We start from the raw sequence: 26,059 nt of genomic DNA, 5'->3' as shown, positions 1-26,059 counted from the left end.
GTAATCGATGACCCAGATGCTTTCCCTGCGCCGCTGGCTGGCTCCCCTGATGCTGTTGCTGGCCGTAGCCCTGCCGGTTCAGGCCCAGCAGGCCCCCCAGTTCCAGCCCATCAACCCGCCCATTCAGACCGATGCGGGCGGCAAGATCGAGGTGATCGAGTTCTTCTCCTACGGCTGCCCCCACTGCGCCGACTTCAACCCCCTGATCCACGCCTGGTCTGCCCGCCTGGGCGCCGATGTGGCCTTCAAGAAGGTGCCCATCACCTTCGGTCGCCCGGCCTGGACCAACGTCGCCAAACTCTACTACGCCCTGGAAACCACGGGTGACCTGGCCAAGCTGGACGACGTGGTGTTCAAGGCCATTCACGAGCAGCGCGTCAATCTCTTCGACCCCCGCACGGCGGAAGAATGGGTGGCCAAGCAGGGTGCCGACGGCAAGAAATTCGCCGAGGCCTTCGCCTCCTTCGGGGTGAATAGCAAGATGAGCCGTGCCGAGCAGCTGGCCCGTGCCTACAAGGTGGATGGTGTGCCCATGGTGGTGGTGGACGGCCGCTACGTGGTCAAGGGGGAGTCCTTCAAGGATGTGCTGCACAACGCCGACCTGCTGATCGAAAAGGTGCGGGCCGAAAAGGGCGGCAAGAAGAAGTAAGCCAGCCCCGGCCCCCCGCCATCGCCCGGACGGTTCGCCCTCCGGGCGTTTTCATATCCCCTCGCGGAAAATTTCCATGGCTTCCCTCAAGGTCTTCATCACCGGCGCCTCCAGCGGCATCGGCGCTGCGCTTGCCCGGCACTATGCCAATCAGGGGGCAGTACTCGGCCTGGCGGCGCGCCGGGCTCCGGCCCTGGCCGCGCTTGTTGCTGAGCTACCCGCCGCCGCCCACGGTCACGCTACCTACGCACTCGACGTGAGCGATGCCCCGGCCCTGGCGGCAGCGGCAGCAGATTTCATCGCGCGTTTTGGTGCACCGGATATCGTCATCGCCAACGCCGGCGTTTCCGTAGGCACCCTCACCGAATGCCCGGAAGACCTGCAGGCCTTCCGCCGGGTCATGGATACCAACGTCTACGGCATGGCCGCCACCTTTGCCCCCTTCATCGCCGCCATGACGGCGGCCGGCGGCCCGGGGCGGCGCCTGGTGGGCATTGCTTCCGTCGCCGGCATTCGCGGTCTGCCGGGGGCCGAGGCCTATTCGGCCTCGAAGGCCGCTGCCATCGCCTATCTCGAGTCCCTGCGTCTGGAAATGCGGCCCCACGGCATCCGGGTGGTGACCATCGCCCCCGGCTACATCGCCACCCCCATGACCGCCGTCAATTCCTATCCCATGCCCTTCATGCTGCCGGCCGATGAAGCCGCCCGGCGCTTTGCCCGGGCGGTGACGCGGGGCTGCAGCTACACCGTCATTCCTTGGCAGATGGGGGTGGTGGCCAAGGTGCTGCGCCTGCTGCCCAACTGGCTCTACGACCGCCTTTTTGCCAGTGCACCCCACAAGCCCCGGGGGCTGCTGGATTAGTCCTGTTCTTGGCCTGCCGCGAGCGTGTCGGGAGCGGTGGGGGGAGGCTGGGTGCTTCATTGATTGCCATCGACCACCGTGGACTGCCCTAGAACCCAATAGGGACGGGGGTATGCCGGGAACGCCGCATCCCTGCTTGCTGTCCGCAGGGTAATGATGAAGAGTGGCGTCCTTATTGCATCTCCGGGGATATGGCTGACGGCATGGCGTTGGTGCCGCAAAAAAAACACCCCGGGGCTGCCGGGGTGTTTTTGGGAGGCCTTGCCTTGATCGGCGCTGGGCCTTGCCAGCGGGACGGCGCCGGAGACCTCAGAGGTATTCGAACTCCGCCAGCTCCACGTCATTGCTGCTGGCCGAGGAGTGGCCGAAAGCGATGATGCCCTTGTGGCGCAGCACCATTTCCTCCCGCCGCAGGAAGACTTCGGCCTCGCCTTCGATGGAAACGAAGGTGCCGTTGGTGCTCTGGTCGATCAGCACGTACTTGTCGCGGCGGCGCTCGATCTTGGCGTGGCTGCGGGAGGCCTTGCGGTCTTCGATGATGACATCGCTTTCCGTCCCGCGGCCGAGGGTCAGGCTGGAGGCCTTGTCGTCCAGCAGGTAGGCCTTGCCATGATGGCGCACGCACAGCCGCACCACGCCGGGAATCGGCTGGGTCGGGTCGATGCTGGGGGCCTTCATGGTCAGATCTTCGCTCTCCTGCCACAGCACTTCGACGATCTGGATTTCCTCCGCCTTGCCTTTCACCGGCAGGCGGTCCAGATCCCGGGTGGAGGCCAGGAGCAGGGGGGAAACGTCGGCCAGGCTGCCGGCGTTGGAGATGATCTGCCCGGCCTTGGCCAGGCCGGCCATGCGGGCGGCGGTATTCACCGTGTCGCCGAAGAGGTCGTTGTTCTCTTCCAGGGTGGGGCCGAAGTGGAAGCCGACCCGGATGGCCAGCTTGACGCCGGAGACCGGCGGCAAATCCTGCACCCGCTGCTGCATGTCCACCGCTGCCTGAAAGGCGGAATCGGCGTTGGGGAAGGCCACCATCAGCTCGTCGCCGATGGTCTTGATGATGCGTCCCTGGTAGCCCTCCACGGTTCGTTCCATACGCTTGATGCAGCGATCCACGGCGTGGAGCGCTTCTGCATCCCCCAGTTTTTCGTATAGCCGGGTGCTGCCGGAAATGTCGGCAAAGAGTACCGCCAGCTCGGTTTCGGTGGCGCTCATGCCTGCAACTCCTCGAGCCGGACTACGCTCGGAACGAATGTTGATTTGACCATTTTGATTTGATTTATGTTGATACTCCCTAGGCGGGCATCATAACAAACGCATCAGGTAGCAGCTACAACCGGCAGCGGAAAGTCGTCGGCGGCCGGGTCCCGGGGGGCCACCATGGGGGGCAGTTCGGGCGGATCGAAGAGGGTGTCGCCCTCGGCCAGGGGCGTCAGGCCGGCCTTCAGACCCTTGAAGTCGAAGAGCTGGGTGTCCGCCAGATGGGAGGGCACTACATTTTGTAGGGCGCTGAACACCGCTTCGGTGCGGCCGGGGAATTTCTGGTCCCACTCCTGCATCATTTCGCGGATTTTCTGGCGCTGCAGGTTGTCCTGGGAGCCGCACAGGTTGCACGGGATGATGGGGAATTCCATGCCCCGGGAGTAGCGGGCGATGTCGCTCTCGGCGCAGTAGGCCAGCGGGCGGATGACCACGTGGGCACCGTCGTCGGTGACCAGCTTGGGCGGCATGGCCTTCAGCTTGCCGCCGAAGATGAGATTGAGGAACAGGGTGTGCACCATGTCGTCCCGGTGGTGGCCGAGGGCGATCTTGTTGGCGCCCAGCTCCTTGGCGGTGCGGTAGATGATGCCGCGGCGCAGGCGGGAGCAGAGGGAACAGGTGGTTTTGCCCTCGGGAATCTTCTCCTTCACCACCGAATAGGTGTCGGCCTCGATGATGCGGAAATCGACGCCGGTCTTCTCGAAATAGGCGGGCAGGATTTCTGCAGGGAAACCGGGCTGCTTCTGGTCCAGGTTCATGGCGATGAGGCGGAAGTTGATCGGCGCCTTGGCCTGCAGGATGCGCAGCAGGTGCAACAGAGTGTGGGAATCCTTGCCGCCGGAAACGCAGACCAGCACCGTGTCGCCTTCCTCAATCATGTTGTAGTCGGCGATGGCCTTGCCGGTTTCGCGCAGGAGCCATTTTTCGATGCGTTGCAGGGTGTTGGAGCGTTCCACAGGGAGATTCCTTGTTGCGGGATGTCGAAAATTACGGATTTACAGGTGGGCGGTGCGGCCGCCATCCACATTGATCACCTGGCCGGTGATATAGGGGCTGTCGGCAAGCAGGAAGTGCACGGCCCGGGCGATGTCCTCCGGGTGGCCTTCCTGTTGCAGCAGGGTGTCGGCAACGATGGCTTGGCGGGCCGCCGGGTCGAAATCGTCCCCCTCGGGCCAGAGGATGGGGCCCGGGGCCACCGCATTGACCCGCACCCGGGGCGCCAGCTCGATGGCCAGGGCACGGGTCAGGGTCAGCAGGGCGCCCTTGGCGGCGCAGTACAGGGCGTAACCGGCCAGGGGGCGCTCGGCGTGGATGTCGGTGATATTCACCACGGCGCCGCTGCTGGCCTGAAGATGGGGTGCTGCCGCCTGGGTAAGGAAGAGGGGCGCCTGGAAATTGCTGCCCACCAGATCGTTCCAGGCGGCGTTGTCGATGCTGCCGAGGGGCGTGCGATAGAAGCTGGAGGCGTTGTTCACCAGGCCGTCGAGGCGGCCGAAGGTGGCGACGACGGCCGCTACCAGTTCGGGCAGGCGGTCAATCTGCCCCAGGTCGGCCTGAAAGCAGTGGGCAGAGGCGGGACGTCGGGCATTCATTGCCGCCGCCAGGGCTTCGGCTTCGGCGGTGGCTGAACGGTAGTGCAGGGCCAGGCTGGCACCGGCTTCGTGCAGTTGCTGGGCGATGGCCGCGCCGACCCGCCGGGCACTGCCCGTCACCAGAATTACCTTGCCTTGCAGTCGGCCTTCCCCGCCCATGGTTCACCCTGTTGATAAGTTTGCGGATTTTAGCGGATTAGCCCATCATCCGGCCTCTTTCCGCGTACCTTTTGCCGTACTTTTTCCCCAGATTTCTGCCCATGTCGCTGCCCGCCCCCACGCCCGACGCCCTGGCCCACAGCCAGCGCCTGATTGCCGCCATCGTCGCCGACATTGAGGCCCAGGGTGGCTGGATCGGTTTCGACCGCTACATGGAACAGGCCCTCTACGCGCCGGGCCTGGGCTACTACAGCGCTGGCGCCCGCAAATTCGGCGCCGCCGGGGATTTCGTCACAGCCCCCGAACTGTCGCCCCTCTTCGCCCAGTCCCTGGCCCCCCTGGCGGCCCAGGTCATGGCCGCAAGCGCGCCCCACATCATCGAAGCCGGCGCCGGCACCGGCCGCCTGGCCGCCGACCTGCTGGCTGCCCTGGAGGCCCTGGGCCAGTTGCCGGAAAGCTACGCCATCCTCGATCTCTCGCCGGACCTGCGGCAGCGCCAGGCGGAAACCCTGGCTGCCCGCGTGCCCCACCTGGCATCCCGGGTGGTCTGGCTGGATCGCCTGCCGGAGCGCTTCTCCGGCCTGGTGCTGGGCAACGAGGTACTCGACGCCATGCCGGTGCATCTGGTGGCTTGGCGCGAGGCGGGCATTTTCGAGCGCGGTGTGGTCTGGCAGGCCGCTGAAGGCCGTTTTGCCTGGTCGGAGCGCCCTGCTACCGGCAAACTGTTGCAGCGCGCCGAGGCCTTGGCCGAGGAATGCACCATTTCCCCTGCCGGCTACATCAGCGAAATCGGCCTGGCGGCACCGACCTGGACCGCCTCCTGGGCACCCATCCTGGCGCAGGGGGCGCTGCTGCTGCTGGATTACGGCTTCCCGCGGCAGGAGTTCTACCACCCCCAGCGGGGTGGCGGCACCCTGATGTGCCATTACCGCCACCATGCCCATCCGGACCCCTTCCACCTGCCGGGCCTTACCGACATCACCGCCCATGTGGATTTCACCGCCGTGGCCGAAGCTGCCTTTGCCGCCGGCCTGGACGTGCTGGGCTACCTGCCCCAGGGGCCCTTCCTCATGGATGCCGGCCTGCTCGACGCCCTGGCCCGCCTGCCGGCCGGCAGCCCCGACTACCTGAAGGCTGCGGCCATGGTGCAGAAGCTGGTGCAGCCCCATGAAATGGGCGAACTGTTCAAGGTGATCGCCCTGGGCAAGGGGATCGATTCCCCTCTGCCGGGCTTCCGGCGCGGCGACCGTAGCCACACTTTGTAGGAACTATTTCACATTCCTGCAATGGGCAGGGTGTCTACTGGCGACCCACATCGTTGTTGGGAGCGCCCCCATGCATCCGCCCCCTGTTGGCTTTTTTTCCGCCCGCGTTTTCTTCCTCTGCCGCTACCTCGGCCTGATGGCCGCCCTGCTCGGGGGTGGCAATGCCCTGGCCGCTGCTGCGGCCAGTGACCTGGTGGCTGCAGGGCAGCTACGCCTGCAATCCCAGCGCCTGGCCAAGCTCTATCTGCAGGCCGGACTGCAAATCCAGACCGAGAGCGCCCGTAGCCAGCTACAAAAGGCCACCCAACAACTGGAATCGGCCCTTGCCGAGCTGGCGCCCTATGGCCGCCAGGGTCGCACCGCGCCGTCCCTGGCCCGGGCCCAGGGGCTGTGGAGCGAACTGCGCCCGGCCCTGCGGGCCCCCTATTCGCCCCAGGCCCTGCAACGGGTGCTGGCAGTGAGTGACGACCTGATGCTGGTCAGCGGCAAGCTCAGCCTGCTCATCGAGGAGCAGACCGAGGGCAGCGTGGGGCGACTGCTGGATCTTTCCTTGCGCCAGAACATGCTGGCCCAGCGCCTGGCCCGCTTCTACCTGATGGGGGTGGCCGGAGACCGCAGCCAGGGCCGCCAGGTGGATGCTGAGCAGGCCCGCCGGGAGTTTACGGTAGCGCTCGGTGAGCTGGCTTCCGCCCGGGGCAATGCCGCTGCCGTGAAGGAAGCCCTGGAACTGGCCCAGACCCAATGGCTATTTTTCGACCAGGCCCTGACCGGGGGCGGCAGCGGTGCCGGCTCCGACCAGCAGAGCCTGGCCCGCAACGTGGCCACCACCAGCGAACGGATTGCCGAAGTGCTGGACGACGTCAGCCGCCAGTACGCCCAGGCCTATGGCAGCACCCAGGTGGCGGCGGCGCCGGGCGGCCCGCGACGCAACTAGGTTGGACTGGGTTCAAGCGGCCCTCTGCAGCCTCAGCAGGCGCAGCCCCGACCCATGGCCACCAGGAACTCCCCTGGCGGCGGTCGGGGGAGGCTGCACAGCCTTCATTCCTGGGCGGCGTAGAAGGTGGCCAGATAGCCTGCCACATCAATGCGTGATTCCGGCTGCGACGCTGCCACCACTTCGAGGCGGGGCTCCAGGCGGGGCAGCTCGGTCCAGCCGGCGTGCAGCACTTCCTCGTCGTAGCGTTCGGTGAGGGGGTCTTCCCGGCGACCCGAGGCCATATCCATGATGATCAGCATGTCGTTCTCCTTCACCGTAGGGCGCCAGGGCGGGTTTGCCGGGTGCCTGAGGGATTTAACGTCCCGTCGGGGCAAGGGGTTGAGTGACCCGGCGATATTTTTCCGCATGCCTCAAGTTGGGGCGCATTTGGTCGTAGAATGAAGCTATAACCCACCAAGGAGAACGCCATGGACGTCAATGGCATCGCCAGTCTGGCCACCAGTTTTTCCGAATCCCAGAACGCCAATCAGATCCAGGTCGCTGTACTGAAAAAGGCGCTGGATGCTCAGGCTTCCAGCGCCGCCCAGCTGATTCAGGCCCTGCCCCAGAGTGCCGTGAACCTGCCCGACCACCTGGGCAAGAACGTGAATACCTCTGCCTGATCCTGGCCGCCCGAGAGGCGGATGGACTGTTGCAATGAAAATGCCCCGGCTATCCGGGGCATTTTTCTTTTTGGCTTTGCTGCCGGTTTTATTTCGAGACCTCCGGCACCTCCCGTAGTTCCGGTGCCGACACCGGCACCAGGAGCGGTATTCAGCTGACCTGGGTATCCAGCCAGGCCAGCAGGTGGCGGGCTACCTTTTCCCAGTCCTGCTCCAGCATCAGGCCGTGGCCCATGCCCGGAAAAATGTGGGGCGTCAGGCCGTAGGTGCCGGCCGTCATGCGCACCTGGGCTTCCGGCACCAGGGCATCTTTTTCGGCACCGATGATGTGCAGGGGGGGGCGCTTCATGTGCAGCAGCAGGGGCAGGTTGAAGAGGGACATATCCCACACCGCCCGCTGCGATTCCTTCTGCATGTGGGCGTAGTAGCGGGCCAGCCGCTCCGGTTCCACATCCTGGGCAAACAACGCTTGTTCAAGTATGTGGCTGGCCACCTGGCCGCCCCCCAGCAGGTGGTTCAGGTCTCCCATCAGGTCCGGCCGGGAAAAGGCCATCTGCAGGGAGGAACCGAGCAGCCCCTGGGGCGGCACCGAGCACATCAGCACGGCGGCGGGAACGGCGGCCTGTTCCAGATACTTCTGCACCACGAAGCCCCCCATGGAGTGGCCGATCAATACCGGCGCCACCTCCAGTTCGGCCACCGCCCGGCGCACGTCTTCCACGTAGTCCTGGATGCTCCACCAGTCGATGTTGTCGTGGCCCCAGCTGCCGCCATGGCCCCGCAGGGAAACGGCGTGGGCGGCGTAGCCATGCTCGGCGAAGAAACTGAGGAAATGCTCATCCCAGCACCAGGCGCCGGCAAAAGCGCCGTGTACGAAGAGCAGGGGGGTGGTCTTGCGGGGTAGGGTGGGGGAACGGCTGATGATCTCGATGAACTGGGCTTGGGCGCGGGTATCCATCAGGCGGGCACCCCCATGCCGCGAATGACGGCCGGACGCTGGCCGACGGCGGAAGCCCAGCGGGCCACGTGGGGATATTGGGCCAGGTCGATGCCCTGCCATTCATGGCGCATGACCCAGGGGTAGGTGGCCATGTCGGCGATGGAATAGTCGCCGGCCAGGTACTCCTGGCGGCCCAGTTGGCCATCGAGGACGCCGTAGAGCCGTGCTGTTTCCTTGCGGTAGCGTTCGATGGCGTAGGGCACCGGGGCCGGGGCGAAACGCAGGAAATGGTGGGTCTGGCCAAAAATGGGGCCGACACCGCCCATCTGGAACATCAGCCATTGCAGGGCGGCATAGCGCTCGGCGCCGGCAGTGGGCAGGAAGCGCCCGGTCTTTTCCGCCAGATAGACGAGGATGGCGCCGGATTCGAAGAGGTTCATGGCCTGGCCGCCGGGGCCGTCGCTATCGGTGATGGCGGGAATCTTGTTGTTCGGATTGACGGCCAGAAAGTCCGGGTCGAACTGTTCGTTGCGGGTGATATCCACCGGCCGTACGGCATAGGGCAGGCCGCACTCTTCCAGCATGATAGAAATCTTCTGGCCGTTGGGGGTGCCCCAGGTATAGAGGGTGATCATGGCGTTTTCCTTGTTGGGCGGCATGGGGCGGCCGTGTTCTAATCGGGGCCGCCGGAGGCCGGTCCGGCTTCCTAGTTTAAGGCCCCCACATGTTGAAATGGTTTCTCACCCTGGCCCTGGGCGTCATCCTGCTGGGCCTCTTCCTGCCCCGCCAGCCGGGGCGCGTGCGGCGGGGCCTGCCGGGGGATGTGACCTGGCGCTGGCGGGGGCGGGACTACTTCTTTCCCTTCGGCTCCACCCTGGTCTTCTCCGTACTCCTGGCCCTGCTTAGCCGTCTGCTCTGATCTTCACTCTTCCCGCAGGGCCGCCCGCACCGCCACCACCCGGGCCTGGTGGATGGCCTCAGGAATGCGGCTGCGGTCACCGGCTGCCTTGGCCACGGCCCCCGCATCGACGCCGCGGGCAGCCGCCAGGGCCGTGCGCAGCCGCGCCGGGCTGGCGTAGGGACGCTCCTCCCAGTCCTTGCGGCCGTTGTAGTCGCAGGCGCAGGCGGCCAGCATCTGCTCGAAACGCTCCGGACGGCGGAAGGCATCGGTTTTTTCCAGGAGCTTGACCAGGGTAGCCGGGCGCATTTCCAGGCATTTGTGGATGTCGCCGTGGTAACGGGCGGTGAGTAGCGCCAGATCCTTGCATTCCACCGGCACCTTGAGGCGGGCGCAGACGGCCTCCCCCAGTTCCACGCTGCGATGCTCGTGGCCGATGTGGCGGGGCAGGATGTCGGCCGGTGTGGTGCCCTTGCCCAGGTCGTGCAGCAGGGCGGCGAAGCGCACCGGCAAAGGCTCCCGGCGGGTCGCGGCGAGGTCGATGACGCGCATGACGTGATCGAAGGTGTCGATTTCCGGGTGGTAATCAGCCCGCTGGGGCACCCCGTGCAGGCGATCCAGTTCCGGCAAGAGGCGGGCCAGGGCGCCGCATTGCCGCAGCACGGCGAACATGCGGGAGGGGCGGGCCTCCATCAGGCCCTTGGCTAGCTCCTGCCAGACCCGTTCGGCTACCAGGGCATCCACCTCGCCGTTGCGCACCATTTCCTGCATCAGGGCCAGGGTTTCCGGCGCCACGGTGAAGTCGGTGAAGCGGGCGGCAAAACGGGCCAGGCGCAGGATGCGCACCGGGTCTTCGACAAAGGCCGGGCCCACATGGCGCAGCACCCGGGCCTCGATATCGCGCACACCGCCATAGGGGTCAACCAGCAGGCCGTCGGGGCCTTCGGCGATGGCGTTGATGGTCAGGTCGCGCCGGGCCAGGTCCTGTTCCAGGGTGACGTCGGCGGCAGCATGGAAGGCGAAGCCCGCATAACCCCGCCCGGTCTTGCGCTCGGTGCGCGCCAGGGCATATTCCTCATGGCTTTGCGGGTGCAGAAAAACCGGGAAGTCCTTGCCCACGGGCTTGAAGCCCTGGGCCAGCATGGTCTGGGGATCGGCCCCCACCACCACGTAGTCCCGGTCCTGTACCGGCAGGCCCAGCAGGCGGTCGCGCACGGCGCCGCCGACGATGTAGATCTGCATGGACCTCAGGCTTTGCCGTCGGCTTCGGCCCGGGCGCCGCTGGCCCATTCCCGCATGGCGGGCAGGGACAGCAGGGCATCGCGGTAAGCCATGGCCAGGGGCGGCAGGTCGACGCCATAGGTGTGGAAGCGGAAGGCCACCGGGGCGTACATGGCGTCGGCCACGGAGAAGGCGCCGAAGAGGAAGGGGCCGGCGTCGGCAAAACGCTGACGGCAGGAAACCCACAGGCCGGCGACCCGTTCGGCGTCCTTGAGGGCGTCGGGGTGTTTTTCCACATCCGGGTGGAAGGCCGCCACTTCCATGCTCATGTGCTGGCGCAGGGCGGGGAAGCCGGAATGCATCTCGGCGCTGACGGAACGGGCTTCGGCCCGCACCTTGGGGTCTGCCGGCCACAGGGCAACGCCCCGCACGGCAGCCAGCTCGGCCACGTATTCGCAGATGGCCAGGGAATCCCAGACCGTCAGGTCGCCATCAAGCAGCGCCGGTACCTTGCCTGACGGGGAGTAGCGCAGGATCTGCGCCGTGGTGTCCGGCTGGCGCAGCTTGATGGGAATCTCGTCGAAGGGCAGTCCGGCCTGTTTGAGCAGCAGCCAGGGCCGCAGGGACCAGGAGGAGAAGTTCTTGTTACCGATGACCAGTTGCAGCATGGATTCTCCTCCCGGGCGGGGGGTAGGCGTTCAGCGGCCGGCCTGGCCCCGGAACGTGTTGAACTTGGCGTTGGGGTCGGCAGCCAGGTAGGTGGGGGCCACGGATTCCAGGGATGCCGGGCTCCAGCGGGCCGGTACTTTGGCGCCGGGGGTGGCCACGTTGTCCACCTGCATGGAGCGCAGGTTGTCCGGAGACATCATGGGTTTGGGGGCCAGCCACAGCAGGCCGGCCTGCAGATAGGCCCAGCCTTCGGAAAGCTTGAACAGGGGGCGTTCCTTGCCGATCACCTTGCCGGTGTACTGAATCATGTCGCGCAGGCTGAAAACCCCGGGGCCACACAGCTCATAGGTCTGGCCGAAGGTGTCGCTCTCCTCCAGGCAGCCGACAAAGGCCTGGGCCACGTCGTCCACCCAGACCGGCTGGAAGCGGGCATCGGGGAAGCCGATGGGGAAGAAGGGGGCGAGTTTGAGCACGCTGGCGAAGGTGTTGAGGAAGGCATCCCCGGCACCGAAGATGACGGAAGGACGGAACACGGTCACGTCCAGCTTGCCCTGGGCGGCCAGCACGGCAGCTTCGCCGTCGCCCTTGGAACGCAGGTATTCGGAGGGGCCCTTGGTATCGGCCTTGAGGGCGCTCATGTGCACCAGGCGCTTGACGCCGGTTTGCTGCATGGCAGCGACGATCTTCTTGGGCAGTTCCACGTGGGCCTGGGCGAACTTCTTGCCGTAGGGCAGTTCGCTGTCGCCGTGCAGGATGCCCACCAGGTTGATCACGGCATCCTGGCCGCGCATCAGGGCAGCCAGCTCGGCCTCGTTGTTGATGTTGGCTTCCACCACGTCGACCCCGGGCAGGGGCAGCAGATGACGGGCCCGTTCCCGACGGCGGGAGGGCACGGTGATGCGGATGCCTTCACGAGCAGACAACAGATTGGCAATGTGGCCGCCGACAAAGCCGCTACCGCCCAGCAACAGAATGTTTTTGATCGCCATGATTTTCTCAGGTGTGTCGCTTTATAGTCTTTGCGCCGCGCCGGATGCCGGAGCGGTGCTCCCCTCACGTTCCGGCACCGGGTGGCGGCGCCGGGAAACCCAGGATTTTACGGCAAATCTTCCGGTTTTGGCTGGTTCTCGCCACCGCTGCCCTTGGGGGTCACCACCCCCAGCCGGCTTTTCAGGGACTGGGGCCGGCCGTTGTTGAAGAGGGAGGCGTAATACACCGAGTTGCTCATCACCTTCTTGACGTAATCCCGGGTCTCGGTGAAGGGAATGGTCTCGGCATAAATGGCGCCTTCCAGGGGCCGCGCGGCACGCCACTTCTGGGCCCGGCCGGGGCCGGCGTTGTAGGCGGCGGAGGCCAGCACCGGGTGGTTGTCCAGGCTCTCCATGACCATGCGCATGTAGGAGGTACCGAGCAGCACGTTGGTGTCGGTGTTGTTCACCTGGCCGTGGTCGTAATCCTTGAGGCCGATCTTCTTCGCCACCCAGCGGGCGGTGGCCGGCATCAGCTGCATCAGGCCCGAGGCGCCGACGGAGGACTTGGCGTTGGTGATGAAGCGGCTTTCCTGGCGCATCAGGCCATACACCCAGGCATCGTCCAGCTGCTGTTGGCGGGCCACGGGGCGGATCTGCTCGTCGAAAGGCGAGAGGTAGCGCAGGCTGTAGTCGTGCTCGTTCTTGGTGCGGTCGGCAGCGGCAATGGCGCGGTCGAAGATGTTGCTGCGACGGGCAATTTCGGCGGCGGCCAGCAGCTCCCGGTCATCCATGCCGCGCAGGGCCCAGCTCCATTCCTTGGTGCCCTCGAAGCGCAGGTTGGTGCGGAACAGGGCCAGGGCGCGGCGGATGGAGAGGTTGTCGCCGACCCGGGCCAGTTCTTCCTTGCTCGGCGGGCGGGCCGTCGGCGGCAGCTTGATGGGGCGGCCCAGCTCCTCTTCCGCCAGGTTGCCGTAGAAATTGGGCTGGCCGGCGATGCGCTCGAACAACGGGTTGGCCAGGTCGGCCCGGCCGGCGGCCTTGTAGGCCCGGCCCAGCCAGTAGGTCCAGCTGGGATCGGCGGCCTGGGTCGGGCTCATGCCTTCCACCGCGTGCTTCACCAGATGCCAGTCCTGGGCCCGCAGGCCGGCCCGCACCTTCCAGGCCTGGGCTTCATCCGACAGGGTGGGCAGGTCGCCGCCGCGGCGGTACCACTCCACCGCCTCGGCGTAATGGCGCTGGGCGCCCTGCCAGCCCACCTGGCCCCAGGCCCAGGCCCGGTCGGCCGGCGGCAGCTGGCCGTCGATCTGGTCGAGGCGCTGGGCGGCCATGGCCGGGTCGTTCTTGGCCACCCGTTGCACGGCCAGCAGGGCCAGTTCCCGGCTCAGGCGCTGGCTGCTCAGGTTGCCGCTGAGCTTGAGCAGGAAAGGCAGGGGCTTGTCCGTCACCTGATCCCACTGCTTGCGTTCGGGGGTCTGGTTCACCGGCAGGTACTGGGCGCTGTTCCAGGCGCTGCCCAGCTTGTTGGCTTCGAACTGGCGGCGGATGCGGCCCCAGACATCGTCGGAATTGACCCGCTGGCCGCTGACCAGGGCGTCCAGCACCGGGCCGCAGGGTTCGGGCACGTCCAGCAGGGTCTTGAAGAGGGGCAGGGCGTCGTCCAGGGCCTTCGCGTCCTTGCGCGCCAGGCGGGCCTGCAGGGCGTAGCAGGCCAGGTCCTGCTCGGGCTGGAGAATCTTCGGGAACTCCGCCTCGAAGTCGCTCCAGCGCTGCTGCTTGGCCAGGATGCGCAGCCAGTCGCCGCGCAGCTTCTCGCCCAGGTAGTAGCGATCCTGACGGGCCAGGAAGTCGGCCAGGGGCGCCTGGATATTGGCTTCGGACTTGTCCTTCTCCAGCTGGGCGCGCAGCTTGAAGTATTCGATGTAGGGCCACAGTTCGTGGTCCTTCAGGTCGGCGGCGAGGCGGTCGAGACGGTTCAGGTCGCCGGCGCGGAAGGCATCCCGGGCGGCGACGAACTGCTCGTCGCTGCCGCTCTGGGCGGCGGCCGGGCCATGCAGGCCAAGGCCGAGCAGGAGGCTGAGGGAAAGGCTGCCGCAAAGGCGGCGGAGGGCAATCAGGGCGGGGCGGCGGGCAGAGGCTGGGGACATTGCAGTGTGATAATCTGGGTCGGCTTCGCCGCCAGGGCAGGCCTGTCGCAGAGGGCTGGTATCGGCGGGCATGGCTGCTGGTTTGGCGGCGGAAGTGTGAAACTCGGGCAGGCAGGATAGGCCGGGCGGGCGCCAAACGCGCTCAACCAGCGCCAGACAAGGCGCCACCGGCCTGCCGAGGATAGCACAGGCCCGGCTGCCGGCCGTGCTGCCGTGGCTGCAGCAGCCTTTTCCTTTTTGATCCTTTCCCACCGCGGTGGCCCTGCACCGTGATTCAGCGCCGCCATTTTATCCCTTCGCCGCCTTCTTGCTCCTGCCATGACCTCCGCCCCTCCTGCTCCCCTCGACCGCCGTGCCCTGCGCCAGCGCCTGCTGGCCGACCGTCTTGCCCTTTCCAGCGAAGCCGTCGGCCTGCTTTCCGAAGCTGTCTGCGGCCATCTGCTGGCCGGCTTTCCCGAACTGGCCGGCAAGGTGGTGGGCTTCTGCTGGCCGGTGCAGAACGAGCCGGATCTGCGGCCGGTGCTGACCCTGTGGCAGGCCCGGGGTGGCCGGGCCGCCCTGCCGGTGGTGACGGTGCCCAACGCGCCCCTGGCCTTCCGCGAGTGGACTCCCGAAACGCCCCTAGCGCCGGACCGCTATGGCATTCCCACGCCCACGGCGGGCAACTGGCTGGTGCCGGAAGTGCTGCTGCTGCCGGTGAACGGGGTGGATCGCCTGGGTTACCGCCTCGGCTACGGCGGCGGTTTTTTCGACCGCACCCTGGCCAGCCTGGACCCCCGGCCCCTGGCCATCGGTGTCGGCTACGAAATTGCCTGGGTGGCGGACATCGGCCCGGAGCCCCACGACGAACCCCTGGACGCCCTGATCACCGAGGCCGGCATCACCCGCTTCCGGCCCTAACCCTCCCGCCGGCCACCGCTCCCGCTGCCTCCTGGCCGACGCGGGCGGGATGGTCCTTTCCCCTATCCGGTCAGCCTGGCCGGGCCTTCTTTCGTCTTGTGCCTCCCCTCCGCTCGGTGGTGGCCTGGGTGCGCTTGGGGGGCGTTTTTCCGTGTGCTTCCCCGGAGAGGCAAGCAGGACGGGCATCGGCAAGGGGGGTGGCTGGCGAAGCGCAGTGGTTCTGCCTCACTGGCAATGGGGGATGGAGAATGGCTTCCTTCCTGCCTCTCCGGGGTGGTTCTGCTTTTCTGCCATTTTTCTGCCCTATCCCCGCCCGGAAGATTCACCGTGGCGGGCGTCGCGTCTCAGCTCGCCTCCGCTAACCTCAACCCACCAACTCCCGGCGCAGGGCGGCCAGATAGCGCAGGCCGGCAATGGCCCGGCTGCCGTACCAGGAGATCATTTCCCCATCCACCGCCAGCACCGGCGTGCCGCCCGTGACCGGGTCGGCGGCCAGTTCCTGGGCGTCCTTGTCGCGGAAGGGGTAGGGCTCGCTGGGCAGGAGAATGCGCCCGGCCTGGCGGGCCAGGTCCAGCGCCACTTCCGGATAGCGGGGTTCCACCGCGTCGGGCAGGCTGTCCCAGCCGGCGGCGGCGAGCATGCGGGCGATGTAGGTGTCCCGGCCGATGCTCATCCAGGGCTTTTTCCAGATCAGGTAGAGCACCGCTTCCCGGGGCAGGGCCGCGGCGGTGTCTGCCAGTTCCCGGCGGGCCGCGGCATAGTCGGCACAGAGGGCGGCGGCGGCTTCCTGGCGGCCGAACAATTCGCCCATCAGGCGGTAGAGGGCCGGGTTGTCGTCCGGCCCCAGGGGATGGGTGACGACGATGTGGGGGACGAAGGCGGCCAGGGCTTCCACTTCCTCCCGCCGGTTTTCATCCACATTGACGATGACGTGGCTGGGGGCCAGGGCGCGGATTTTTTCGGCGTCGAAGCCCTTGGTGCCGCCGACCTTGGGCACCGTTTGCAGGAATTCCCGGGGATGCACGCAAAAGCCGGTGCGGCCCACCAGCCGGTCGCCCAAGCCCAGATCCACCAGCAGCTCGGTGATGGAGGGCACCAGGGAAACGATGCGCAGGGCCGGGTCGTCGCCCTGGCCGGGGGCGCGGGCCGGGTGCGGGGTGCCGAGGGCATCGTGGCAGAGAGCGTTGGGGCTGGCAGTCATGGCGCATCCAGGGGAGGGGAGAGCGGGATGCTAGCGCAAAACCCCGGGGGAAAAACCCCGGGGCGGGCAGGGTGAAGCAGGGGAGGCAGGGTGAAGCAGCGGGTTGAAGTGGGATGGGGCCCTTGGCCGCTGCTTGGGCTGGGCTTCAGGGCGCCCCGGTGTGGCGGCCGATTGCCGCGGCGGACTGCCGCGGCTTACTGCGGCAGCTGGGCAGGCGCCGGCAGCGGTACGCCTTCCAGGCCTTCACCGCCCTTGCGCTGGCGCGGCGGCGGGGCCTCGGCGATGAACTGGCGCAGGCGCTCGGTGATCTCGGCGGCGGGCATGGCGTAGGCGAACTTGGCGATGAAAGCGCCATCCGGCCCCAGCAGGTACATGCCGGCGGAGTGGTCCATCCAGTATTGCTCGGAGCCGGGCTCCCGCACCTTCTCGAAGCGCACCTTGAAGTTTTCCGCCACCCGCTGCACCAGGGGCTGGGAACCGGTCAGGCCCTGGATGCGGGGGTGGAAGAAGGCAACGTAGTTGCCCAGCACCTTGGGCGTATCCCGCTCCGGGTCCACCGTGATGAACAGGGGTTGCAGCCGTTTGCCGGCGTCCCCCAGCTGCTCCAGGATGGCCGCCATTTCCGCCAGGGTGGTGGGGCAGACGTCGGGGCAGGAGGTGTAGCCGAAGGTGATGAGCTGGAACTGGTCCGGGAAATCCTGGTTGGTGATCACCGCGCCGTACTGGTTCTGCAGCAGGTAGCGGGGCTGCACGCCCACCTCGATGGTGTCGCCGTTGTCGGCGAGGTGCCGGTTATGCACCTGGGGCTTGGCGGTGGTATTGGCGTTGGTGGCCTGGGCCTGAACCAGGGGCGGCATGGCCAGGGTCAGGGCGCTGCCGAGCAGCAGCAGGGAGCGGCGCAGGGTCAGCATCAGCGGCCTGCCTGGACGGCGCTGGCCGGCGGCAGTTGCTCGGCCAGGGTTTCGGCTTCCCGCGCCAACTCCGGGCCGGCGGGGCATTGGCCGCCCTGGCGCGAACGGGTGAGGAAGGCTTCCTGGGTGGCGGTCTCGAAGGCCTCGCCGTACTGGCGGGTTTTCGGGGCGCGCTGGATGACCAGGCCTTTGACCCGGGCCACCACGTCCTGCTGGCCGCAGGCCAGGGCTGTGCCGTTGATGCGGCCCAGGGATTGCAGGGTCTGGAGAACGGATTCCGGCGTCAGCCCCGCCGCCTGGGCCGGCAGGGCCGAGAGCAGGATGGGCAGCAACAGGGTGGAGAGCAGGGCAGGGCGCAGGGTGCGAATGGAGGGCATGGCAGCCTCGGTCAATGAGGGCGGAATGAAGGGGCGCAGGATCGGTCGAAACGACAGGATGCAGCGACAAACGATGGGCATGATAGCCCGAGCCAGGGTGCCCCGATTTGATTTAGGCCGTATTTCGTCCCGCCTGCCGGCCAGCGCCAGTGTCTGCCCGCTTCTGGCCGTATCGACCCTTATCCACCCGTATCACCCGCATCGTCCGTATCATTTTCCTGGCCCTCTCCGTTTTTCCTTTGATTCCCTTTCCCTTGCCATGGGTAGCCCGACCCGGGGCTGCCCTGGGGCCGGCCATCCCGGGCCTTGTGGGATAATCCGCCCCATGGTTGCCCTCCCTCCCGCATCGTCGCCGCCCCCTGCCCGTACTGCTGCCGCCTCCGCCGCCCCCGATCCGGGCCTCGCCGCGGCCGTCGCCATTGCCCTCGCCGCCAGGCCGGAGGAGCGCATCCTCCGCCTCCAGCACCAGGGCCAGGCCATCGTCGTCAAGCGGGCCTCCGATCAGACTCGTCCCGCCTGGGTCACCTGGCTGGCCGCCCGCATCGCCGCCAGCCTCTCGCCCCAGCCCCTGCCGCGCCATTCCCTGGCCCTGTCGGACCAGGGCGGGCTGATTCGGGTCGAATCCCGCCGCCTGCGCAGCCTCCACGCCGCCGGCGTCAAGGTGCCCCGGGTGCTGGCCGAAGGCCCTGACTGGCTGGCCCTGGAAGCCGTCGGCAACACCTTGGAAGAGGCCGCCCGTAGCCATGACCGTCCAACCTGGGATGCCCTGCTGCGGCGGGCTGCCGCCGACCTGGCGGCCTTCCACCGGGCGGGCCACTGGCACGGTGGCGCCCAGGTGAAGAACCTCATGCTGTGGCAGGGCGATCTGTACCGCATCGACTTCGAGGAAGACATCGGCGAGCACCTGCCCCTGGCTGTCACCCAGACCCTGGACCTGGTGCTGCTGGTCAATTCCTGCCTGTTGCTCGACGAGCGGGGCGAGGATGCCTGGGCCGCCCTGGGTCTGACCCTCCTGCAGACCTATTTCGCCGCCCACCCGGCACCGGACATGCGCGCCTGCCTGCAACGGGCCATGGTCTGGCTGCGCCTGCTCACCGGGCTGGCCCGGCCCTGGCGCAACCGCCGCGGCCGCAGCCTGCGCCGCGTCTTCCTGCTGCGCCGGGTGCTGGAAACCTTCCTGGCCACGCCCGCCGCCTGAAAGCCGGGGCGAGCGCCCCGGAGCGGTGCGCCGACACCCCGGCTGCGCTCCTAGGCTGCCCCAAGCCGGGGCCGGTTGGCCGCCCGTCCCACCGGGGGCGTGATCTACTTCGTCCGCCTTCTCCCCAATTTTTCTCGATATGCCGGGCTAAATAGCCCTTTCTTCTGGCTCAGGCACGAGCTTTGCTCAGCGTTATATATTCGAAAAATAACGTAGGAAAGCCGCCATGCCTGATGCCATCCATTCACCCGCCCCCCTGTTGCCGGATCAGCGGGATGCCTGCCGTATCCAGCCCTTGTTTCCTCCCCGAGCGGCCGCCATTCCCGGCCCCTTTGCCGTGGCCCCGGGCCATGGCCGCCTGGCCTGGCTGGAGCGGGCCGCGGCCACCGAAGCCCTGGCCGTCGCCGCTGCGGATGCGGCTGAAGCGCGCCGGGCGGCCGACGAACTGAATAACCTGGCCGGCGAACCCCTGGCCGCCTGGGAAGGGGCAGCCGGCGGCATGGACGGTGACCGGAGTGCTCCGCAGGCCCAGGATGCGCCCCGGGAGGGCGGCCTGCTGCGCCTGACGCCCCGGGGACGGCGCCTGGCCATGGTGCTGGTGGCCCTGGCGGAGGAGCGGGCTTTGCTGCGCCAGCGCTGTGGCGGTCACTTCGACGCCGATCTGCAATTGCTGGAGCGGGTGGCGGTGCGCACCAGCGCCCGCAACCAGTTTTTCGGCCGGGTCGCGGTATTGGAGCGAGGGGCGCTGCTCGATAGCGTCTTTCTCGAACTCCCCGGCGGCCACAGCCTGCGGGCCAGTGTCACGCCCGAGAGCAGCTATCGTCTGGGCCTGGCGCCGGGCCAGGAACTGGTGGCGCTGGTCAAGGCTTCCGCCACCCTGGTGCTGGGGAGTGCCGAGGGGCCGGAATACGCCGACTACAACCGCCTGGGCGGAACGGTGCAGCGGGTGGCCAGCAGTGGTGGGCGGCGGGAAATCGTCATCGACCTGGGCCACGGGCTGACCGGCGTGGCCAATGCCGGGCCGGACCTGGCGGAGGTCTTTGCCGCCGGCCAGTCGGCCTGGCTGGCCTTTCGGCCTTCTGCCGTGCTGCTGGGCATTCCTGGTTAGGCGGCAGGTGCCAGGGTTCAGTGCCGGGAGGTAAGCAGGTCCTTCAGCTTGCAGAGGATCAGGGTGGGGTCGAAACGGGTATCGGGCAGCACGTCGCCGGCCAGCACCCGGGCCAGTGCCGCCGCCGGGTCGGTTTCGCCGGTGAGCAGCACCTGGGCGCCGCGCTTGGCCATGTGGCGGATGAAGCCGTCGCCGGCACTGGCGGCGATGACCACGTCCACCCCATCCAGGGGGTGGGGGCTGCGGTCGTCAAAGTGGTGGAGCACCTGCGCCTTCTCCAGTTCGATACGCTCTCCCGTGGGCAGGGCCTGGCCCGGCTGGCAGTCGTAGAGCAGCCATTGGCGGCACTGGCCGGCGTGGCTGGAAACGGCGGCGAAGTCCCTGCTGGCGATGGCGATTTTCATGGTGTCGGATGTCCTACAAAGGGAAGTGGGTGGGCGGTCAGAGCGAATTCCGTACCGCGCCGTCTTCCTTGGCAGGGGTGGCCTGGGCGGCGGCAGGGACGGCCATCCCGGCGATGGCATGCCGGAGAATGGCGTCCCTGTTGCTGTTGCGGGTAGTGCTGTCGCCGGGCCGTCGTTGGGCCGCGGCTATCGGCCTGGCAGCACTCAGGCCAGCAGGGCCACGGCCTTGATCTGGGCCCACACGCGCTTGCCCGGCTGCAATTCCAGCTGATCCCAGGAGCGGCAGGTGATGCGGGCCAGCAAGGGGGTGCCGTCGGCTTCCAGGCGTACCAGCCGGTGGGCCGGGGTGTCGGCGGCGGCCACCGAGGTGATGGTGGCGGCCACCCGGTTGAGGATGGAGCTGTCGTCCCGGGCCGAGAGGGAGAGGCTGACATCCCGGGCGCGTACCTGGAAGCGCAGGCGGGTGCCGGTGGGCGCCGGCCCATGGGCCACCTGTACCTGTCCGCCCGGGAAGTCCACCGCCAGGAGGTGGTAGGTGTCGTCGTGGCCGGCCACGGAACCTTCAATGACCACCCCGGCATCGTCGCCGGCCGCCAGGGGCAGGTCCAGGCGGGCCAGGGTCTCGCCCAGGGGGCCGCTGGCGGCCACCCGGCCGCCGTCCAGCAGCACCAGATGGTCGGCGAGTCGCGCCACCTCGTCGGGGGAGTGGGTGACGTAGAGCACCGGGATGTCCAGCTCCTGCCGCAGGCGGGTGAGGTAGGGCAGGATCTCGGCCTTGCGCTTGCCATCCAGGGCGGCCAGGGGCTCGTCCATGAGCAGCAGCCGGGGCGAGGTGAGCAGGGCCCGGGCGATGGCCACCCGCTGCCGCTCACCGCCGGAGAGCTTGTCCGGCTGGCGGTGCAGGAGAGGGCCGATGCCCAGTAGTTCCACCGCCTGCTCCAGGTTCACCCGCCGTTCGGCGGCGGGGATGCGCTTGAGACCGAAGTTGAGGTTGCGTTCGACGTTCAGGTGGGCGAACAGGCTAGCCTCCTGGAACACGTAGCCCAGGGGGCGCTGGTGGGTGGGCAGGAACTGGTCGCCGTCCTGCCAGACCTCGCCGTTCACTTCCAGGTAGGCGCCGGGGTGGCGCTCCAGGCCGGCAATGGCCCGCAGCAGGGTGGTCTTGCCCGAGCCGGAGTGGCCGAAGAGGGCGGTGACGCCCCGGCCCGGCAGGGTCAGGTCCGCTTCCAGGGAAAATTCCCCATAGGCCACATGGAAGCGGGCACGGAGGGCCGGGGTCTCCTTGTGCATGTCAGAAGCCATGGCGGCTCCTTGCCTTGCTGCCGTAGAGGGCCAGCAGCACCAGGAAGCTGAAGAGCAGCATGCCGCCAGCCAGCCAGTGGGCCTGGGTGTATTCCAGGGCTTCCACGTGGTCGTAGATTTGCACCGACACCACCCGGGTCTTGTCCGGGATGTTGCCGCCGATCATCAGCACCACGCCGAACTCGCCCACAGTGTGGGCGAAGCCGAGGATGGTGGCGGTGATGAAGCCGGGTCGGGCCAGGGGCAGCACCACCGAAAAGAAGGTGTCCCAGGGCGAGGCCCGCAGGGTGGCCGCCACTTCCAGGGGGCGCTCCCCCAGAGTGTCAAAGGCCTGCTGCAGGGGCTGTACGACGAAGGGCATGGAATAGAGCACGGAGGCCAGCACCAGACCGGGAAAGGTAAAGGGCAGGAGGCCCAGGCCGAGGGATTGGGTCAGCTGGCCCACGGGGCCGTTGGGCCCCAGGGTCACCAGCAGGTAGAAGCCCAGTACCGTGGGCGGCAGCACTAGTGGCAGGGCTACCACGGCGCCCACCGGGCCCTTCAACCAGGAGCGGGTGCGCGCCAGCCACCAGGCCAGGGGGGTGCCCAGGAGCAGCAGCAGGCAGGTGGCGGTGGCGGCGAGCTTGAGGGTCAGGCGAATGGCAGACCAGTCATCGGGGCCGAAGGGCATGGGGCTTGGCGTTCAGTGGGCAGTGGGGCGGACGGGAGGAGTATGGCCCATCCGCCGGGGAAGAAAAAAGGGATGGCCGACCTGCCGGAGTCCTGAGGGGAAAGGCTGTCCGGCCACCCAAGGGGGAAACTCACAAGGCGTAGCCGTAGCCCTTGATGACGGCCCGGGCCTTGTCGCCCTGCAGGTATTTGACCAGGGCTTCGGCGGCGGGCTTGGCCTTGCCGCTGGTGGTGCCTTTCTCGAGGATCACCGCATCCTGGCGGATGGGGCTGTAGTACTTGCTCGGCACCAGCCAGACGGAGCCGCCCTTGAGCTGGCCGTGCTCGTCCAGCACCTGGGAGTAGGCGACGAAGCCCAGCAGGGCGTTGCCGGTGGCGACGAAGTTGTAGGCCTGGGCGATGTTCTCGGCCTGCACGAACTTGGGCGCCAGGGCCTCGTAGGCCCCCAGGGCCTTCAAGGTTTCGACAGCGGCCAGGCCGTAGGGCGCCAGCTTGGGATTGGCCAGGGAGAGGTGGTCGAAACCGCCCTGCTTCAGCACTTCGCCCTGGTTGTCCACGATGGCGGGCTTGGCGCTCCACAGCACCAGCTTGCCGATGGCGTAGGTGAAGCGGCTGCCCGGCAGGGTGCCGTTTTCCTTTTCCAGCCGGGCCGGGGTCTCGTCGTCGGCGGCGAGGAAAACCTCGAAGGGGGCGCCGTTCTTGATCTGGGCGTAGAACTTGCCGGTGGCGCCGAAGGAGAGCACCGCCTTGTGGCCCGTGTCCTTCTCGAACTGGGCGGCGATTTTCTGCATGGGGGCGGTGAAGTTGGCGGCTACGGCCACCTGGACTTCATCGGCCTGGGCGGCGGTGGCGGCAAAGGTAGCGAGCAGGGCTGCGGCGAGCGTGCTGACGAGGGGGCGAGGGTGGGGCATGGCGATTCTCCGGAGGTCGTGAAAATACATTCAGGCGGTGGCGGCGAGGATTACGCTGGAGGCCTTGAATACGGCGCAGGCCTTCTTGCCCGGGGCCAGTTCCAGGGTCTCCACACTGCCGTGGGTGACCACGGCAGTGACGGTCTTGCCGCCGGGCAGGGCCAGGGTGACCTCGGCATTCACCGGGCCGTCGTGGATGTGGCTGATCTCGCCCCACAGCTGGTTGCGGGCGGTGATGCGGCCGCTGCCCTCGGTGAGCAGCAGCAGGGAAGAGGCTTTGACCAGGGCGCAGATTTCCTTGCCCAGGGTGAGGCCCAGGTTCTCCACCGATTCCCGGGTGATGATGGCCACCACCTCGGTGTCGGCATCCAGGGCGATGCGCACCTCCATGTCCACCCCACCATCCCGCAGGCCGCTGATCTTGCCAACGAACTGGTTGCGGGCGCTGGTCTTCACCGAGAGACGGCGCAGCAGGGACTGGAACTGGCGCACGTCGCCCTCGCTGACTTCGCCCATGTGGTGGGTCAGGCGGTCCAGGGCGCCCTGGTATTCCTGCTCCACGGCCCGGTAGAGGGCAACGATGCGGCGCCCATAGTCGGTGAGCCGGGTGCCGCCGCCATTGCGGCCGCCGGTGCTGCGCACCACCAGGGCCTCGTCGGCCAGGTTGTTCATGGCGTCCACCGCATCCCAGGCTGCCTTGTAGGAGAGGGGCACGGCCTTGGCCGCCTGGGAAATGGAGCCGTGGGTGTCGATGGCCTCCAGCAGGCGGATGCGGGTATCGCCGAGAAAGGGGCCGAACTCGGTTTCCAGGGCCAGCTTGCCGACCAGCTTCTGTTGATTTTGGGACATCACCGCCTCTTTCTTGTCGCGAAATATACAAAACTACATAGCCATTCTGGTGCATGGGCGGCCATCAATGCACCACCTCGGGGATTTGCAGCGCTATGGTTGAACTTATGCAACGGAACGACCTAGACTGCGTTTCATCACGCAAGAACCATGCGCGATATTATGTAGTAAATAGCGCAATTGAAAATAACCCGAATCAAAAAGGAGTTCAGCATGAAGACCAGCGCCCGTAACGTCTTTTCCGGCAAGGTGAGTGCCATTACCGCCGGTGCCATCAATACCGAGATCGAAATCACTACCGGCGGCGGCGACAAGCTGGTCGCCATCGTCACCCAGGCCAGCGTCAGGGAACTGGGCCTGGCCTTGGGCAAGGAAGCCTTCGCCCTGGTCAAGGCGCCCTGGGTCATCCTCATGGCTGACGACGGCGCGGTGAGGTTCTCCGCCCGCAACCAGTTGCCGGGCACGGTGCAGAAGATCACCCGGGGTGCCATCAATACTGACGTGGTGCTGGCCCTGGCCGGCGGCACCCAGGTGCACGCCGTGGTGACCAACGAGGCGGTGGTCGAACTGGGCCTCCAGGAAGGCAGCCGGGCCACCGCCCTGATCAAGGCCAGCCACGTGGTGCTGGGCGTCCCGGCCTGATCAGGCCGCTCTGGCAAGCTAGGGCTTGCCCCAGGGCAGGGTGGGGATGATGTCTGCGTATAATTCGCGCCATGTCTCACCCCCTGCCCAACTTGCTGCGCTGCTTGTTTCCTCTCCTACTGGGGGCCATCCTGCAGGCGCCGGCTTCGGCGGCCGAGTTGGTGGCCCAGCCGGCGGATGGCGGCATGGCGACGGGCAGTGTTGTCCTGACTGCCGAGGAGCAGGCCTATCTGGAGCGCCATCCCCGGGTGCGTCTGTGCGTTGATCCGGACTGGGCGCCTTTCGAGCGCATCAATGCCCGGGGGGAACACGAGGGTATTGGCGCCGATCTGGTGCAACTGGTGGCCCGGCGGGTGGGGCTGCGCATCGAGCTGCTGCCGGTGGCGTCCTGGGACGAAAGCCTGGCGGCCTCCAAGGCTGGCCGTTGCGAGTTGATGAGCTTCCTCAACCAGACGCCGGCGCGGGATGCCTGGCTGATCTTCACCGACCCCATTTTCAGCGACCCCAATGTCTTCATCACCCGGGAGGAGCACGGCTTCATCGCCGAGCCCCACGCCCTGAGCGGCGAAAGCATCGCCCTGCCGCGGGGCACCATGGTGGAGGAACGCATCCGCCGGGACTTCCCCAACCTGCGGGTGATCCTCACCGGCAGCGAGCCGGAGGCCATCGAACTGGTCGCCTCGCGCCGGGCCGACATGACCATGCGCTCCCTCATCGTCGCCGCCTACACCATCAAGAAGGAAGGCCACTTCAACCTGAAGATCGCCGGGCAGATTCCCGAATACGCCAACGAGCTGCGCATCGGTGTGCTGAAGAGCGAGCCCCTGTTGCGGGACATTCTCGACAAGGGGGTGCGCAGCGTCACCCTGCAGGAGCGGGAGGCGGTTTCCAACCGGCACGTGGCCATCAATGTGCACCAGGGGGTGGCCTACTCCCTTATCTGGAAGGCCCTGGGCGTGGCCGCCCTGATCGCCCTCCTGGCCTTCCTGTGGCATCGCAAGCAGCGGGAGCTGGACCAGGCCCGCACCCTGCTGGCGGAACAGCGCATGACCCAGGCGCAGGCCGCCCGCCGCGAGCAGGGCCGGCTGGTAGCCATGCTCTCTCACGAGATGCGTACGCCCCTGGCGGTGATCGATGCCGCTGCCCAGTCCCTGGCGGTCCTGACGGCAGAGCCGGGGGCGCGGCAAGGCGTGGAAGATGAGCCGGGGATACAGACCCAACGGCGCATTGAGCGCATCCGCGCTGCCGTCGGACACCTCAGCAACCTTACCCTGCAACTGCTGGCCAAGGACCGGCTGGACGATGCGGCTCTGAGCTTGAAGCCCGTATCCCTTGATGCCGCTGCGCTGTGACGCGAGTTGCTG

General features: G+C 67.3%; 29 protein-coding genes. 11 read left to right on the top strand and 18 right to left on the bottom strand.

Going from position 1 to position 26,059, the window contains the following annotated elements:
* Positions 1–7 precede the first annotated feature (7 nt).
* Positions 8–649 (top strand): thiol:disulfide interchange protein DsbA/DsbL, encoded by a 642-nt coding sequence (locus tag AZSI13_RS07690; RefSeq protein ID WP_201262331.1) that lies wholly within the window; start codon positions 8–10, stop codon positions 647–649.
* Between the two features lie 76 nt (positions 650–725).
* Complete coding sequence (locus AZSI13_RS07685; protein ID WP_109040588.1) at positions 726–1,511, top strand: SDR family oxidoreductase; 786 nt, start codon at positions 726–728, stop codon at positions 1,509–1,511.
* Positions 1,512–1,820: 309 nt separating this feature from the next.
* Here the strand turns inward: AZSI13_RS07685 and AZSI13_RS07680 are convergent, their stop codons facing one another.
* From AZSI13_RS07680 to AZSI13_RS07670, 3 genes are all read right to left on the bottom strand, one after another.
* Positions 1,821–2,720, bottom strand: a complete 900-nt coding sequence (locus tag AZSI13_RS07680) for an adenylate/guanylate cyclase domain-containing protein (protein WP_109040587.1) — start codon at positions 2,718–2,720, stop codon at positions 1,821–1,823.
* 104 nt (positions 2,721–2,824) lie between these two features.
* Positions 2,825–3,721 (bottom strand): tRNA 2-thiocytidine(32) synthetase TtcA, encoded by an 897-nt coding sequence (gene ttcA, locus AZSI13_RS07675; RefSeq protein WP_109040586.1) that lies wholly within the window; start codon positions 3,719–3,721, stop codon positions 2,825–2,827.
* A 39-nt stretch (positions 3,722–3,760) separates the two neighbouring features.
* Positions 3,761–4,516 (bottom strand): pteridine reductase, encoded by a 756-nt coding sequence (locus AZSI13_RS07670; protein WP_109040585.1) that lies wholly within the window; start codon positions 4,514–4,516, stop codon positions 3,761–3,763.
* Positions 4,517–4,617: 101 nt separating this feature from the next.
* On the opposite strand from AZSI13_RS07670, the gene AZSI13_RS07665 reads away from it, so the two are divergent.
* Both AZSI13_RS07665 and AZSI13_RS07660 read left to right on the top strand, forming a co-directional pair.
* A complete protein-coding gene (locus tag AZSI13_RS07665; RefSeq protein ID WP_109040584.1) occupies positions 4,618–5,781 on the top strand; it encodes a class I SAM-dependent methyltransferase in 1,164 nt (387 codons plus the stop codon).
* A 70-nt stretch (positions 5,782–5,851) separates the two neighbouring features.
* Positions 5,852–6,715 (top strand): type IV pili methyl-accepting chemotaxis transducer N-terminal domain-containing protein, encoded by an 864-nt coding sequence (locus tag AZSI13_RS07660; protein ID WP_109040583.1) that lies wholly within the window; start codon positions 5,852–5,854, stop codon positions 6,713–6,715.
* Positions 6,716–6,819: 104 nt separating this feature from the next.
* On the opposite strand, the gene AZSI13_RS07655 is transcribed toward AZSI13_RS07660, so the two are convergent.
* A complete protein-coding gene (locus AZSI13_RS07655; protein WP_109040582.1) occupies positions 6,820–7,017 on the bottom strand; it encodes a hypothetical protein in 198 nt (65 codons plus the stop codon).
* Between the two features lie 168 nt (positions 7,018–7,185).
* On the opposite strand from AZSI13_RS07655, the gene AZSI13_RS07650 reads away from it, so the two are divergent.
* Positions 7,186–7,380: a YjfB family protein gene (locus tag AZSI13_RS07650; protein ID WP_109040581.1), complete on the top strand. Its 195-nt coding sequence runs from the start codon at positions 7,186–7,188 to the stop codon at positions 7,378–7,380.
* A 151-nt stretch (positions 7,381–7,531) separates the two neighbouring features.
* Here the strand turns inward: AZSI13_RS07650 and AZSI13_RS07645 are convergent, their stop codons facing one another.
* Together AZSI13_RS07645 and AZSI13_RS07640 are read right to left on the bottom strand one after the other, a co-directional pair.
* Positions 7,532–8,338, bottom strand: coding sequence for an alpha/beta hydrolase (locus AZSI13_RS07645; RefSeq protein ID WP_109040580.1), 807 nt, complete (start codon positions 8,336–8,338; stop codon positions 7,532–7,534).
* Positions 8,338–8,979: a glutathione S-transferase family protein gene (locus AZSI13_RS07640; RefSeq protein WP_235609707.1), complete on the bottom strand. Its 642-nt coding sequence runs from the start codon at positions 8,977–8,979 to the stop codon at positions 8,338–8,340. The genes AZSI13_RS07645 and AZSI13_RS07640 overlap by 1 nt, the downstream gene beginning before the upstream one ends.
* Positions 8,980–9,044: 65 nt before the next feature.
* On the opposite strand from AZSI13_RS07640, the gene AZSI13_RS07635 reads away from it, so the two are divergent.
* Positions 9,045–9,239 carry a DUF2905 domain-containing protein gene (locus tag AZSI13_RS07635; RefSeq protein WP_109040579.1) on the top strand — a complete coding sequence of 65 codons (195 nt, stop codon included), beginning with the start codon at positions 9,045–9,047 and terminating at the stop codon, positions 9,237–9,239.
* Positions 9,240–9,242: 3 nt separating this feature from the next.
* On the opposite strand, the gene AZSI13_RS07630 is transcribed toward AZSI13_RS07635, so the two are convergent.
* The 4 genes from AZSI13_RS07630 to AZSI13_RS07615 all read right to left on the bottom strand — a co-directional run bounded on the left by AZSI13_RS07630 (position 9,243) and on the right by AZSI13_RS07615 (position 14,223).
* Positions 9,243–10,460 carry a multifunctional CCA addition/repair protein gene (locus tag AZSI13_RS07630; RefSeq protein ID WP_109040578.1) on the bottom strand — a complete coding sequence of 406 codons (1,218 nt, stop codon included), beginning with the start codon at positions 10,458–10,460 and terminating at the stop codon, positions 9,243–9,245.
* Between the two features lie 5 nt (positions 10,461–10,465).
* Complete coding sequence (locus AZSI13_RS07625; RefSeq protein WP_201262335.1) at positions 10,466–11,104, bottom strand: glutathione S-transferase family protein; 639 nt, start codon at positions 11,102–11,104, stop codon at positions 10,466–10,468.
* Positions 11,105–11,137: 33 nt separating this feature from the next.
* Positions 11,138–12,097, bottom strand: coding sequence for a complex I NDUFA9 subunit family protein (locus AZSI13_RS07620; protein ID WP_109040576.1), 960 nt, complete (start codon positions 12,095–12,097; stop codon positions 11,138–11,140).
* A gap of 107 nt (positions 12,098–12,204) precedes the next feature.
* On the bottom strand, positions 12,205–14,223 hold the full coding sequence (locus AZSI13_RS07615) for a lytic transglycosylase domain-containing protein (RefSeq protein WP_109040575.1): 2,019 nt from the start codon (positions 14,221–14,223) through the stop codon (positions 12,205–12,207).
* A gap of 318 nt (positions 14,224–14,541) precedes the next feature.
* Between AZSI13_RS07615 and AZSI13_RS07610 the strand changes: the two genes are divergently transcribed.
* Positions 14,542–15,123 (top strand): 5-formyltetrahydrofolate cyclo-ligase, encoded by a 582-nt coding sequence (locus tag AZSI13_RS07610; RefSeq protein WP_109040574.1) that lies wholly within the window; start codon positions 14,542–14,544, stop codon positions 15,121–15,123.
* Between the two features lie 364 nt (positions 15,124–15,487).
* On the opposite strand, the gene AZSI13_RS07605 is transcribed toward AZSI13_RS07610, so the two are convergent.
* The 3 genes from AZSI13_RS07605 to AZSI13_RS07595 all read right to left on the bottom strand — a co-directional run bounded on the left by AZSI13_RS07605 (position 15,488) and on the right by AZSI13_RS07595 (position 17,693).
* A complete protein-coding gene (locus AZSI13_RS07605) occupies positions 15,488–16,324 on the bottom strand; it encodes a helical backbone metal receptor (RefSeq protein WP_109040573.1) in 837 nt (278 codons plus the stop codon).
* Between the two features lie 194 nt (positions 16,325–16,518).
* On the bottom strand, positions 16,519–17,235 hold the full coding sequence (locus AZSI13_RS07600; RefSeq protein WP_235609706.1) for an SCO family protein: 717 nt from the start codon (positions 17,233–17,235) through the stop codon (positions 16,519–16,521).
* The gene (locus AZSI13_RS07595; RefSeq protein WP_133247282.1) at positions 17,235–17,693 is read right to left on the bottom strand and encodes a hypothetical protein; all 459 of its coding nucleotides are present in this window, start codon (positions 17,691–17,693) and stop codon (positions 17,235–17,237) included. The genes AZSI13_RS07600 and AZSI13_RS07595 overlap by 1 nt, the downstream gene beginning before the upstream one ends.
* A 244-nt stretch (positions 17,694–17,937) precedes the next feature.
* Here AZSI13_RS07595 and AZSI13_RS07590 point away from each other — a divergent pair, with 244 nt between their 5' ends.
* Positions 17,938–18,810, top strand: a complete 873-nt coding sequence (locus AZSI13_RS07590) for a hypothetical protein (RefSeq protein ID WP_109040571.1) — start codon at positions 17,938–17,940, stop codon at positions 18,808–18,810.
* 226 nt (positions 18,811–19,036) lie between these two features.
* On the top strand, positions 19,037–19,918 hold the full coding sequence (locus AZSI13_RS07585; RefSeq protein WP_109040570.1) for a TOBE domain-containing protein: 882 nt from the start codon (positions 19,037–19,039) through the stop codon (positions 19,916–19,918).
* A gap of 17 nt (positions 19,919–19,935) precedes the next feature.
* On the opposite strand, the gene AZSI13_RS07580 is transcribed toward AZSI13_RS07585, so the two are convergent.
* The 5 genes from AZSI13_RS07580 to AZSI13_RS07560 all read right to left on the bottom strand — a co-directional run bounded on the left by AZSI13_RS07580 (position 19,936) and on the right by AZSI13_RS07560 (position 24,053).
* Positions 19,936–20,322, bottom strand: a complete 387-nt coding sequence (locus AZSI13_RS07580; protein ID WP_109040569.1) for a NifB/NifX family molybdenum-iron cluster-binding protein — start codon at positions 20,320–20,322, stop codon at positions 19,936–19,938.
* A gap of 204 nt (positions 20,323–20,526) precedes the next feature.
* The gene (gene modC / locus AZSI13_RS07575) at positions 20,527–21,624 is read right to left on the bottom strand and encodes a molybdenum ABC transporter ATP-binding protein (protein WP_109040568.1); all 1,098 of its coding nucleotides are present in this window, start codon (positions 21,622–21,624) and stop codon (positions 20,527–20,529) included.
* Entirely contained in the window at positions 21,614–22,294 is a 681-nt protein-coding gene (modB, locus tag AZSI13_RS07570) for a molybdate ABC transporter permease subunit (protein ID WP_109040567.1), read from the bottom strand. Before modB ends, modC begins: the two co-directional genes overlap by 11 nt.
* Positions 22,295–22,424: 130 nt before the next feature.
* The gene (gene modA / locus AZSI13_RS07565) at positions 22,425–23,204 is read right to left on the bottom strand and encodes a molybdate ABC transporter substrate-binding protein (protein ID WP_109040566.1); all 780 of its coding nucleotides are present in this window, start codon (positions 23,202–23,204) and stop codon (positions 22,425–22,427) included.
* A 30-nt stretch (positions 23,205–23,234) separates the two neighbouring features.
* A complete protein-coding gene (locus AZSI13_RS07560; protein WP_109040565.1) occupies positions 23,235–24,053 on the bottom strand; it encodes a TOBE domain-containing protein in 819 nt (272 codons plus the stop codon).
* 213 nt (positions 24,054–24,266) lie between these two features.
* On the opposite strand from AZSI13_RS07560, the gene AZSI13_RS07555 reads away from it, so the two are divergent.
* Complete coding sequence (locus AZSI13_RS07555; protein ID WP_109040564.1) at positions 24,267–24,695, top strand: molybdopterin-binding protein; 429 nt, start codon at positions 24,267–24,269, stop codon at positions 24,693–24,695.
* A 71-nt stretch (positions 24,696–24,766) separates the two neighbouring features.
* Positions 24,767–26,047 carry a transporter substrate-binding domain-containing protein gene (locus tag AZSI13_RS07550; protein ID WP_109040563.1) on the top strand — a complete coding sequence of 427 codons (1,281 nt, stop codon included), beginning with the start codon at positions 24,767–24,769 and terminating at the stop codon, positions 26,045–26,047.
* Positions 26,048–26,059 lie beyond the last annotated feature (12 nt).

It is taken from the genome of Azospira sp. I13, assembly GCF_003112695.1.
Taxonomy (GTDB): domain Bacteria; phylum Pseudomonadota; class Gammaproteobacteria; order Burkholderiales; family Rhodocyclaceae; genus Azospira.
The sequence above is the reverse complement of the archived record's forward strand: the minus strand, read 5'-3'. Positions and strand labels throughout refer to the sequence as shown.